Source organism: Funiculus sociatus GB2-C1, from assembly GCF_039962115.1.
GTDB classification, from domain to species: Bacteria; Cyanobacteriota; Cyanobacteriia; order Cyanobacteriales; family FACHB-T130; genus Funiculus; species Funiculus sociatus.
The window spans coordinates 122,259-134,848 of the sequence record NZ_JAMPKJ010000002.1; the positions used below are offsets into that span (position 1 = coordinate 122,259).

Sequence of the window (12,590 nt, forward strand, 5' to 3'; positions counted from 1 at the left end):
GTCTGGCAATATCATCAAAAAGTACAAGGCTCTCATAAAGAATTATTTTTTTCTTTTGCATGAGAGCATGAGAGCCTTTTTCCTACTCCAACTGCAAATCTTGTTCTTGAACAAACAGATCGATACCTCTAGCATCTCTGAAGATAAATTCGACGCGACGGTTACGGGCATGATCTAGACGGCTTCTTCCAACTACTCGCGGCTGACTTTCGCCCAAAGCGCGAATCGTCATTCGTTCTGGGGGAATTCCCTGACGCAGTAAGTAATTTCTCACAGCGATCGCGCGTCGATTTGATAAGTTCAGATTATAAGCATCGCTGGCTCTGGGATCGGTGTGTCCCCGAAGTTCAATGACGATTTGGGGATTTTCTCGTAAAACGTGGGCAATTCGGTTGAGAATTCTGGCACTCTCTGGACTCAGGGTCGCTTTATCGAGGGCAAAGTGTACGTTGGTGGGGACACTTATTCTGATTGGTTCTGGCGGTGTGGGTTCTGGTTCTGGTTCTTCCGGCGGTTGCTGTACTACAGGCGGGACAGGCTCGGTGGTACATTGAGGAATTGCCCCCAGTCTGCTTCGCAAGATATTGCTGCTGGTGAAGTTGGTGGTGGAAGAGAGGTTTACCCGGTCGCCTCCTGGTGAGACGATTTCAGCATTGGCGGCGGCTTCAGAGGTGCCGTATTTTGGGATGGTAGCGATCGCGCTTACTAATTCCCCTGGTTGCATCTCTACACTGGCGCTAAATTTCCCCTCTTCATCCGCTACAACTCTAGTCAAGGGTTCGCTTAAAGGGCCATAGGATATCCCGGCTTCTTTCTGAACCAGATAAATTGACACCTCTGAACCCGGATCAGCCGTGCCTAAGATATTAGTTGTAGTACCTACCGTATAAAATTCGGAACTGATAAATTGCGGGGCATTTATGGCAGAGTTGCCTGTATCAAGACGACGATTTTTGGAATTGCGTAGTGGGTTGGGGCCGTCTCCCCGTTGGTAGGCTTGTACGTTCACATTTTCCTGTGCTACTAAGTCAATGCTTAGACCTTCTAAGTTATTAAAACGATTGCCTAGGATGATGTTGCGATCGCTCTTAGGATAAGCCGCCACTACAACACCAGCGCCAGTTTGATTGCTAATTTGATTATTATTCACCTGGTGGCCATCTCCCATCAGATAAACTCCTGCCCGACGAAAGCGGCGACCATTATATGTAATCTGGTTATCGTTAATCTGCGCTGCGCCTTCCGGCTTGAACAAATAGACACCACTACCATCGTTTCCGCAAATCAAATTTGAGTTAATTTGAGCTTTTTCAATCTCTCCTTCCAATCGGATAGCATCCGGCATTCCAGCAATTCCATTACCAACAATGATGTTTTCTGTAACCTGCAAATTGTTGGCTTTTACAGCGCTAATTATCCCGCTACCGTCGTGGTAAGAAATTCGGTTTCGTCGGATTGTTGTCCCTAAGCTGTTAAACACATATACCCCAAATGCCGAAGTAGTTTGAGGCACTTTTTGATCTAATGGAATCCCTAACCAGTTGTTCTCAATTACTACATTTTTTGGAGCATTTTCCGGTGTCTGTCTTCCTTGGTCGCCAACAACAGCAACAGACTGAGGACTATCAATGAAAATATCTGCTGGTGGTAAAGTGGCAGTAGCCTCAAGACGGGACGTGAAACCGTAAAGACTCAAACCGCGAATTGTCACCCTATCAGCAACAATTGTTAAGCCGCGAAATACCTCTCGATCGGCTGCGGGAGTTATTGTAACAGAAGGAATTGGAATTGCAATTTCCGCAGTTGCAGATTTTTCGGCATCATACCCCGGTTGGGTTGTACCATCTATCACCAATCCCGGAGAGGATAGGGGTGGCAAAACATCAACTAGGCGGATAGTAGTTTCTGAGGCTGGCAAATCAAAGGCAATTAGCGTATTGCCATTAATAGGTGAAACCAGCGTTTGTTCAGTGCTACTCAGACGCTCTAAGGGCAAACTTCCATTGGCAATCTCAATAGCTTCGCGCAAAGTAAGAGCGCTATCAGGGTTGACTGCTCCATCCTGATTACTATTAACAACAATCCTAAAATTGGCTGCTTGAGTAGTTCCAGTGAAAGGCAAAAAGCAAAAGTAACTCGGCAAAAGAAAGAAGGTAAAAATAGTTTTCTTTTTCATGTTTCTTTTTACTTTTGACTTTCTGTTGCTACAGGTTGTACTAAAGATTCTTGCTGCTGGGGTGGTGCAACTTTTTGTCGCCCAAAGCCGCCAAATAGCTCGTTTACCTTCAGCGTCAAACCGAAATAAATCCCACCATCTGACCGATAGCCGCTAAAATCGCGATCGTCCACACTACCAAAGCTATATCCCAACGAAGCTCGCAAATCAGGCGTTACATAATAACCCGCTTCTACAGCAAAACCTGTTTCGTTGAAATTCACATCCGGCTGACCAATCCAGCGTCCTTCTCCCGCTATATCCCAGCGATAGCCCAATCGATAAGTCACCCGCATTTGTGTTAAAAACACGATGGAAGAATTGCTGAAGTTGTTGGATAAATAAGTTTCGCTTTGGCGCACCGCCCCTTTACCGTAAAATTCCCACCGCCAGGAAGGAGCATATATCGCCTCAGCAGCAAAAACGTGATCTGTGTATCCCGTACCAGTTCCTAACAGCAATGTTTCAGGAATTGTTGAAGGATTACGGCGATATTCATAGCTGAGTAAAGCGTTAAATTTATCCGAAACTGGGTTGCGGTAAGCCATGCCCAGCTTGATATCTACCGTATCTCCCAATGCCCGTAATAATTGGTTTGCGCCATTGGCTTGTTGATAGCGGAACAAAGCAGTTAGAGAAGGTGAAAGTTTCCCAGCAGCACCCGCAGCGATAACAGTATTGTTACCACCAGATCCGGTACGATGTTCGACGCGGGCGGATGCTTGGAAGTTGGGGTTATCAGTGTATTCCAGTCCCACACTGTAGGCATCGCCGCCGATAATCCCTAAAGCAGAGGCACTTTGACCTGTGGCATAGGGTTGGGCAAATCGTTGTCCAGCAGCAGTGCGCCCAAATTGGTCGCTGAAGATATGCTCGTAACCAAGCAGGACTCGTAAACCTGGGGCGATTGCCCAGGTATGATTTAAACCGACGGCTCCCTGACCAGTGATGCTGTTGAAGCCGCTAATAATCGAGTAGCGACCTGTGATGGAGGTGTTTTCGCCTAGTTTCTGTTCGACGATTGTGTCTATGCTGCTAATCGAGTCGCGCCCAAATACTCTTGTATTTACAAATTGGTGGGCGAGTCGCAGGCTAACGCCTTTCATTACCTCGTAGTCGAGTCCGAAAGTAGTGCGATTGGGATAAAGCGGGTCGCTGTCGTCTAGGTTTAGCTCGTTTTGGGCGCGGAAGGTGAGGGCGCGACTCAGGGGAATGTTGGCGCGGGAGACGATTTGGCTGGCATCACTGTCGAAGGTATCGCCAAGGCGATCGTCGCGGGAGCGATTGACGTATTCTAGGCTGAGATCGGCAGCACCAAATCTTTGCAAAACCCCTGCGCGGATGGTGGTGAGGGAGTTATCGACTCGTTCTCCTGGGATGGGTTGGGGTTGGGGATCGAAGATGTCGAAAAAGTTGATCCTTTCGGCGGGAGCAATGCCAAAGTTAATTTCGTGGTCGTAGCTAGCACTTACCTGGATGCTGGTAGTAACTTGGGTCGCGACGCTAGCGCCGTATCTAGTTTGTCCGGGGGTGAAGCTGGTGGTAGCGTTGTTGGCAAAGCCTTCTTCCACCGAACGGTAATAACCACGGGCTAAGATAGTACGAGCGATCGCACCATATGCTTCCAATCGATAGGCATTCCCTGTCACATTCCCTAAAAAGGGATTGTTGTTCCTTGAGTGGGCATATTCCCCAACAATTTGCCCGTCTTTCCCCAAGGGGACTAGGAAATCTGCCCCATACAGTTCAAAATCTTGCGCCCCTTCGTCTTGTCGCCAATAACTCGCCCCCAGCCAACTTTGTTGCCCAAACTCTTGCGAGAAATTATATTGCAAGCGCCCAGCATAGATATTCGTGCTGTCCCCTGGTGTAGCTTCATGCTGGTAAGTCACCACAATTCGCCGCACCTGAGTGACACCAAAGGGGTCAAACTCTGTAGCGAAGACGGGACGGCGGAACAGCAGTGTCCCCCGGTCGTAGTCAATTTCGTAGTCTGCACCGCGAAATAGTTGTTTGCGCGATGTAACGGTTCCGGGGCGATTAATTTCCTCTGTTTCTACAAAAACGTTTTCGCTGCCAGGAATCAGCAGGCGGCGGGAGAGAAAGTAATAGCCGCTGGTGCCGCTCGGAGCAATGGTGTCTCGCTGGAAGCCTTCGACATCCGGGCTATACAGGGCAGTAATTTGTAAATTACCCAGGTTGTAGTTGCCCTTGAACCCGTGCAGTTGACGATTAGTGGCGCTATATAGTTGGGAGGCGCGGGAAAATTCTGTGGTATTGTAGTCGCCCCACATCCCATAGTCTGGTTCGGAACCCGGAACTGGAGAAGTACGTTCCATCCGCAGATAGACGCTATCTGTAGAGGGGGTTAGATAATCGACTGTGGAGCTATCGCCGTAGACGGGATATTGTTGTTCGCAGAATTGGGGGCCTCGGAATAGGCGAGTGATGCCATCGCAGGTTTCGTTGAGGTTGCGGGCGCTATTATATGCTCCTGTAAATAGCCATTCCCCTACTTTGCCTGTGGCGAAGACAGCGGCGCTCAAATCGATGCCCATGCCTTCGTCGATGGTGTCGGGATCGAGGAAATCACGACGAGAACCCCAGTAATTTGTACCTCTAGAGCCAATCCGTAAATTTATCACGCCCGAAGCTATGGAAGGGCGCAGGTTGGTAATAAATTCTACCTGGGTAAAAGTTTCTAATTCATTGGTGTAGCTTGCCTGTTTAGTGGGTAATAAGTAGTCGCTTTGGGTAGGTAATCCTACTTGCGGATTGATTGGGCGATCGCTTTGTCTAGGTAATCCACCAACTTCAGGACTGATGGCTCGATTTTCAGTCAAAGGCGGCAATGCTGTTGGTGTGGAGCTATTTTCTTGCGTCCGATTGATTTCCTCGATCCGTTCTCGTTTCTCTGTGGTAGTTGTGGCAGCACGAATGCGGACTTTTTGAGCTTCTAAACCGGATTGCAGTTCGGCGGCAAATTGTCCTTCCTTGGCAACGACCTGAAATCCGGGTAGGTCTTTGTCGTCGTCAGCACCAATAAATTTACCCGCACTGGCAGTTAAAGTTACTACCGCATCTTGGCGGATTAATTCTCCGTTTTCATCGGTGATTCTGCCTTCCAGCTTAATTGTGGAACGACCATCAGCGCGAACGCGGGCATCTCCCACTGGAGATATTTCTATGCGCTCGGTTGTGTCTTTAACATTTAATTGGAGAGTAACTGGCGTGCCTTGTGCAGCTTGGATGGCGATCGCGTTCTCGCCTTTCTCCAAAGGAATGTTATACCAAACCTGAGTAGTGATATTCTGTGCCTCATTTCGCTCAACACTAGAGCGAATTTTAGGATCGAGAGGCTTGTTGTTGACGGTGACTTGTATCTGAGACTGGGAATTGTACTGAACTACAAGGTTAGTGGAACGCGCTCCTATTTCTTTACTCTTGGGGGCAAGAATCCGGACTTCTGTGGGTGATAAAGTGCTTTCATTGCCGGATTCTTCAGCTTGAGCATTAGTTGGCGATACAGATTCCCTTAGTTCACTATTAGTTGGCGCTTCCTTTGTAGAATCCTGTGTTTCCTGGGGAATCGGGTTGCTGGGCGATTCGGATTGAGCTAACTTTTTAACTTCTGTTTGATTTCCTTGTTTCCCCTCAAAACGCGGAGAAGATAAAGACGCTTCCTGCAAAAATTCGGGTAAAGCCGCTGGTGTTGAAGCCTGCGTTTGTTGAGGTAGAGATTCACTTTGCAATAGCAAGTTTAGCGGTAGCGTTGCTGTGTCTGACCCCTCCCCAATCGCTTCCTGAAGTCCGTAAAGAGGCAACGTTTGGGGTAAATTCTCTGCTGGTAAAACTTCTAAATTCTCTGTTGTCGCTTCTTCGGTAGCCGTCTCCTCAGCAATGGGAGAGATATCTGAATCCTGAATCTCAAACTCTGAATCTTTCTTTGCTCCGTCCGAAGATTGTACAGGTAGTTCATCAGCCTTAACAGATCGGGGAAGCAGAAAATAAACTGTAAAAACTAAAAACAAAGAAAAGGAAGAAAAGATTTTTTCTTTTGCTTTGGCATGATTGCCTTTTGCCTTATTCATGGCTGCCCCTCGCCATACGCGGGTGTCACTCCGAAATTCATTCTTACCAGTCCTCCTGGTTGCAGCTGCACCAAGCGAGACTGACTATTGCGCTCAATAAAGCGTTTGTTTGGAGCCAGCGTGTATCCCGGCAGACTGGTTAAGTCCAGAGTGCCTGTACGATAACCGGATAGCACATTGGCTAGAGAAAACAGCCCATTGGCATCGGTGGTGATGCGGTTGCCGTCATCCATAAAAATCACGGCATTTGGCACTCCAGGCTCTCCTGGCTGCTGTTCGCCGTCAAAGTTTTTATCGACAAATACCCGCCCAATTAGGGTGCCGCAGTCTGATAAAATTCCGGGTCTAATGCGTAGCTGATGCGTGGCGATGTTGCTCCTGGCTTCCTGAGCTTGATTTTTCCCGTCACCCCGCACTGCGTCTGGTGTCACTACGGCGGCATAGACAATGTTCAATGTCTCATTGGGAGCCAATCTGGGATAAATAAAGGTAACTGTCCGGTTAGAGGTGCTAGCTGGCTGTAATGTTACTGGAGTAGTTGAGGTGCCAGTGGAGAGAGAGCCTTGCAAAGCTTTAGGCAAATATTGCAAACCGACAGGCAGTTTGTCTGTGATGACAATGTTGTTGGCGGCTGCTGTACCAGTATTTTTCAGCGCGAGGCGGTAGATAACGGTATCGCCCGGTTCAGCTGCGGCGCGATCGCCTGTTTTAATCAACTCTAATACAGCTTGTCCTGCTGTAAGCGTTGTTTGATTCGATTGCACGCCGCCTGGTGGCAGATTGTCACCATTAGCTGAAGCTGAATTTAAGATTTCAACTGAGCCAACAGGTAACGACTGATAGGCAACCGAACAAGTCAATATGACTGTTAGAGGTAGGTAGATACGCTCTAACAGATTTAACAGGTATTTCATCAGCAAAGATAACTAAATAAAACACCCCATTGCTGGACTGTTCAAGAATTTGAGGCGTAGATTACCTGATGATTTATAACAATAGAACCCGATGAAGTGAAAGTTTAACATGACCAGGTTGCTACGACAATATATCTGGAATTTATTTGCTCCGCAAGAGGATTTTCTGAGCCGTTTAAAATCTTACACTAAAGTTATTGCTTCTGCTTTGAGTTAAATTTCATACTTTCAACAGTTATAAGAACCTGTGCCTTGTTTTGGTTCGGCTGTCTTGATGGCAGCAGATTCAAAGACAAGGTAGAAAGCGATCGCTTTATCCCTACGGAAGGCTATAACACCAATGAAGCTTCTAGCGTAGCATGACGAACATCAACCTCCGGTAAGTACATACTTAGGTACTAATACACCATAATTGCAATTGGTGGCAAATTTTCGACCCCCTGTAATAGTAACCGCCGCTGGGATCGAGAACTAAACAGACGGATATAATATTAACACCTATCCAGAGAATTAGATGCTTGGGCTCAAGATTAAGAATTATTTCAAGGTAACTTGCAGCTCAAGATAACAATAGCCTAATTTACTAAAATTCAGCCAAATTGCTGATTTTGTAGGCTGTTTTATCAGCAATTTGGCTGAACTAATTGTTATGTTCTTTGGTATGGAATATCACAACAAAATGCCAAAAAAGTACCTATTTTGGGGAAAATTAGTAATCTTTGAGTAACAAATGAGAGTAATAGCAATACTTCTGGCTTAACCTTAAAGGCGCAGCTACACGGACAAAGGCTGCTGAAGTTGCAGTAAGGTTTGTATTTTTAGCTTTAAGTGAACGATATTGACCAATACCCTTAAAATATTGCTCTATACAGGGAATGGCATTTAATTGGCCTAAACTCGAAATAAATTTCTGCCTCTGCTTGTGTCAGTGACATTCTTCTATACAGCGCTGTTCGGGTGAGTGAGATACACAGATCCCCGACTTCTCCAAAAAGTCTAGGATCTCTCCACATAGCCTGTACTTCATCCGACTGCAAGCCGCTGTATAGCGTTTCTGAGTTGAGTGGAATATATCGCAGTTCTGACTTTCGGGCTACCTTGGTAGGGACATGGCATTGCCATGTCCCTACAGATGTATCGTCGCACCAGTTAAAATTGACCTGCTAAGGCTGGAATGCAGCGTTCGCAAAGTAGGGGATGTTCAGTTGATTCGCCGACCTGGAGGGAGTAATTCCAACAGCGATCGCATTTTTCCCCGTCTGCTTTAACTACACCAATTCCTATCCCATCTGACTGCAAGCTGTATTTTAAACCCTGCAAAGCGTCTGGAGAATCCAGCAGTTCTACCTGAGAAGTAATAAACAGGTAACGCAACTCATCCACACCATTGTGTGTGCTGGGGACTGAGTTAGGATTCAAATCTTGCAGTAAAGATCGAAATTCAGCATTCGGGATGTAGAGTAAAACTTTGGCTTCCAAGGAAGAACCAATCATTTTTTCGGCGCGTGCTTGTTCCATCACCTTGTTAACTTCGGTGCGAATTTGCCGCAACTGTAGCCAGAATGGTGCCATTTCTGGCTTGTTCCATTGCTCGTCTAATTTTACCCAACCTGCTTCAAACACAGAATTGTGAGGCGTGGGATAGGGGATATATTGCCAGATATCTTCTGCCATATGACAGAGAACGGGCGCGATCGCTCGTGCTAAATTCTCTACAGCCACAGCCAGCACTGTCTGAGTGCTGCGACGGCGGAAAGAATCCGGGGCGCTAATATAAAGCCTATCTTTGGCAATATCTAGATAGAAGTTAGACAAGTCAACTACGCAGAAATTCTGCACCGTTTGGAAAAAGCGGAAAAACTGGAAACTCTCAAACGCTTGAGTAACCTCCGCGAATACTTCCGTCATTCGGTGCAGCATATAGCGGTCGAGTTCCGGCAACTCATTGTAAGGAACCGCATCCTTCGCAGGGTCGAAATCGTGCAAATTCCCCAACAAGAAACGCGCCGTATTGCGAATCTTGTTTCTCACATCCCCCAACTGCTTGAGGATGCTTTTGCTGATCGGGACATCTGAGGTGTAGTCTACCGAGGACACCCACAGACGCAACACATCAGCACCATAGGGAGGATCATTTTTTTGATTTTTGCCGCCTTCGATGACCATTGCTGGATCGACAACATTACCCAGCGATTTGCTCATCTTCATACCCTTTTCATCCAGCGTAAAACCGTGGGTTAATACGGTTTTGTAGGGTGCGATGCCGTTAGTTGCCACACTGGTTAAGAGGCTGGACTGGAACCAACCGCGATGCTGATCCGAACCTTCCAGATACATATCCGCTGGATAGGGCAATTCCGGGCGTTGTTTCAGTACAGCCGCCCAAGAAGAACCGGAGTCAAACCAGACATCCATTGTATCGGTGCCTTTGCGGTAAGACTTGCCATTATTGCGGTATGTTTCTGGCAACAACTCCTCTACCGACATTTCCCACCAAGCATCAGAACCCTTCTGGGCGATAATTGCCTGAACGTGGGCGATAGATTCTTCGTTTAGCAGAGGTTCGCCCGTCTCCTCGTCGTAGAAGACGGGAATTGGGACGCCCCAGCTGCGCTGACGGGAGATGCACCAATCGGAACGATCTGCAACCATTGGCGTGATGCGGTTTTGACCAACTGCGGGAATCCATCTTACGGATGCGATCGCTTTGAGCGCTTCCTCCCGAAATCCCTCCACAGAAGCAAACCACTGTTCTGTCGCCCGGAAAATCGTTGGCTTTTGCGTCCGCCAATCGTAAGGATACTTGTGGACATAGGGTTCTTCCTTCAACAACGAACCCACTCCCACGAGAGCATCAATCACCGCTTGATTGGCATCACCCAGCACATTTAATCCCGCAAACTGTCCCGCCTCCTCGGTAAATTTCCCATCGGCATCAACCGGAGACAAAATGGGCAAATTATAACGCTGACCCACTAGGTAGTCATCTTGACCATGACCAGGGGCAGTATGTACCAAACCAGTTCCAGACTCAGTTGTGACGTAATCCCCCCCAATTACAACCGGGCTTTCGCGGTCAAATAGAGGATGGCGGTAAGTGGAATACTCCAAATCCTTGCCCATAACTGTCGCTTTCACGGTCAGCTGAGTACCAAACGTAACAGATAATCGCTCAACCAAATCAGCAGCGACGATCAAGTATTTCCAGCCAATAGCAGATTGCGACTCAACTTCAACCACCGCATAAGTTAAGTCTGGGTTTAAACTGACAGCCAAGTTAGCGGGAATCGTCCAAGGTGTCGTCGTCCAGATAGCTACACCCAAATCCGGCAAAAACTCTCCCAGCGCAGGTTTCACTGCCTCCGAAAGACTCGTCATCCGGAACGCCGCATATAGACTGCGCGAAGTGTGACCTTCCGGATATTCCAACTCTGCCTCAGCCAACGCCGTTTTAGAACTGGGACTCCAGTGAACGGGTTTCAAGCCGCGATAGATGTAACCTTTCAGCATCATCTGACCGAAAACGCCAATCTGAGCCGCTTCATATTCCGGCTTTAGCGTCAGATAAGGGTTTTCCCAGTCGCCCCAGATACCGTAGCGCTTGAAGCTTTGGGACTGCTCATCCACAGTCTTGAGAGCAAAGTCTCTGGCTTTGTGGCGGAGTTCCAGAGTAGTGAGATTTTGCCTCTCAGGTTGTTTCATATTCTGAAGGACTTTCAGCTCAATAGGCAAGCCGTGACAATCCCAACCTGGAACGTAGCGAACTTTGCGCCCTTGCAGCAGTTGGTATTTGTTGATGATATCCTTGAGAATTTTATTTAGGGCATGACCAATATGCAATGACCCATTAGCGTAGGGTGGGCCATCGTGCAGAATAAATAACTCGCCGGGATTGTTCTGCGACAAGCGCTCGTAAATTTGCTGTTCTGCCCAAAACTTTTGCAGTTCGGGTTCCCGTTTGATGGCGTTCGCCCGCATATCAAACTGGGTTTTGGGCAGATTAACGGTGTCCTTATAGTTCCCTGTTGCTGTCACAGTTCAATACCGATGAATGGTAGAGTCATATTTCTTCATTATCGGTTACAAGTCCCAAGGTCTTCAACTTTTTCTCGTTCCCAGGCTGAGACTGGGAACACGCTTAGTGAGGCGACCGCCTCACTAAGCGCCGCCTCACTAACACAGCGCTAGTTAGGTTGGGTTTAACGATAGTGAAACCCAACGAATGCTTATGGTGTCGGGTTTCGTGCCTCTCTTAACGATAGGAGGGACTGGGGACAAGGAAGCAAATCTTCCTTCCAGTCCCCAGCCCCCAATCCCTATTTTTAAGTTGGGTTGGGTGGGTTTTCTAAGGGTTGATTAGCTTCTGACGCTGGAGTTTCTTCTGAGGTAGGTGGAGGTGAAGCTGGGACATGCTTCTCTTCGGCATCTTCTAGAGCCGCTTCCACCAATTCAGGATCGGGTGGGTGCGGACGAACGGGTTCAAGAGTCTCAGCTTCGGTTGTGGCTGATTCAGGTGCTTCTACAGCTGCTTGGGGTTCCAGATCATCCAAATTGGTTTCCACCACAGGAGCGGGTGGGTTCGGAAGAACGGGTTCAGGAGCCTCTGATTCGGTTGTGGCTGATTCAGTTGCTTCTACAGCTGCTTGGGGTTCCAAGTCATCCAAATCGGTTTGGGGTGCGGCTTCTTGAGCCAGTTCTTCTACAGTGACTTCATCAACTACTTCTTGCCCTACGATGGAATCTAGCAGTTGAGACTGGGGGGGCGCTGGTGGTACGGGCGGTTGATTGTTATCAGCTACTCGGTTGTCCACCACCGTAACGGGTGATTTTGCTGAGTCAGTGGGTGCTGGGGGTGGGGTGGTTTGGGTGTCTGATTTGCTTTTATCCCCTGTTACTTTACCCACAGTTTCTTTAAGATTTGCGAACAGATTAGTGACCCGCTGCTGTGGGGATAATTTTGTCAGTTCCTGTAACGCCTCTGGGCTAGGTATCGCAGTCTGCTGTGCTGCTGGGGTGAGGGAGCGCCGTAATGTAAGCGTTTCCCAACCCAACCAACCGAGTAGCGCCACGCTAGCTACTTGTCCCAGCAGTACGCCGCCTGTGATGCGTCCCGCACACACCCACAAAACCAAGGCGTAGAATAATCCCACGCCACTCCAGATAAAGTCATTCTTGCGATGGACTTCAGGGAAAAAGAAAGCTGCTAAGTAAAGGGCGAGGCTACTAACAGCAACAGCGATCGCCAGGATATATGCCAGCATTTTATGGATGCTCCAAAACTTGTGTCTATGATCCAATTTTGCAAGAGAACTGTTGACCTAGATACAAATTGAAATTAAATTAGCTGTTTCAATTTGATGTCTTTTGTAC

At 47.8% G+C, this 12,590-nt stretch carries 5 protein-coding genes; all 5 read right to left on the reverse strand.

The genetic code is table 11. The features are described 5' to 3' along the window. Window positions 1-82: 82 nt before the first annotated feature. The 5 genes from NDI42_RS01770 to NDI42_RS01790 all read right to left on the reverse strand — a co-directional run bounded on the left by NDI42_RS01770 (window position 83) and on the right by NDI42_RS01790 (window position 12,481). Entirely contained in the window at window positions 83-2,176 is a 2,094-nt protein-coding gene (locus tag NDI42_RS01770; protein WP_190455858.1) for an OmpA family protein, read from the reverse strand. 8 nt (window positions 2,177-2,184) lie between these two features. Then, the gene (locus NDI42_RS01775; RefSeq protein ID WP_190455860.1) at window positions 2,185-6,306 is read right to left on the reverse strand and encodes a hypothetical protein; all 4,122 of its coding nucleotides are present in this window, start codon (window positions 6,304-6,306) and stop codon (window positions 2,185-2,187) included. Beyond that, the gene (locus tag NDI42_RS01780) at window positions 6,303-7,220 is read right to left on the reverse strand and encodes a DUF11 domain-containing protein (protein WP_190455862.1); all 918 of its coding nucleotides are present in this window, start codon (window positions 7,218-7,220) and stop codon (window positions 6,303-6,305) included. The genes NDI42_RS01775 and NDI42_RS01780 overlap by 4 nt, the downstream gene beginning before the upstream one ends. Before the next feature lie 1,149 nt (window positions 7,221-8,369). Further along, window positions 8,370-11,255 (reverse strand): isoleucine--tRNA ligase, encoded by a 2,886-nt coding sequence (ileS, locus tag NDI42_RS01785; RefSeq protein ID WP_190455864.1) that lies wholly within the window; start codon window positions 11,253-11,255, stop codon window positions 8,370-8,372. A 287-nt stretch (window positions 11,256-11,542) separates the two neighbouring features. Next, complete coding sequence (locus NDI42_RS01790) at window positions 11,543-12,481, reverse strand: Ycf66 family protein (protein WP_190455866.1); 939 nt, start codon at window positions 12,479-12,481, stop codon at window positions 11,543-11,545. Window positions 12,482-12,590: the final 109 nt, after the last annotated feature.

Excerpts from the sequence above, each read along its gene's own strand:
- NDI42_RS01770 (WP_190455858.1), bottom strand. The coding sequence starts at position 2,176 with ATGAAAAAGAAAACTATTTTTACCTTCTTTCTTTTGCCGAGTTACTTT.
- NDI42_RS01775 (WP_190455860.1), bottom strand. The coding sequence starts at position 6,306 with ATGAATAAGGCAAAAGGCAATCATGCCAAAGCAAAAGAAAAAATCTTT.
- NDI42_RS01780 (WP_190455862.1), bottom strand. The coding sequence starts at position 7,220 with ATGAAATACCTGTTAAATCTGTTAGAGCGTATCTACCTACCTCTAACA.
- NDI42_RS01790 (WP_190455866.1), bottom strand. The coding sequence starts at position 12,481 with ATGCTGGCATATATCCTGGCGATCGCTGTTGCTGTTAGTAGCCTCGCC.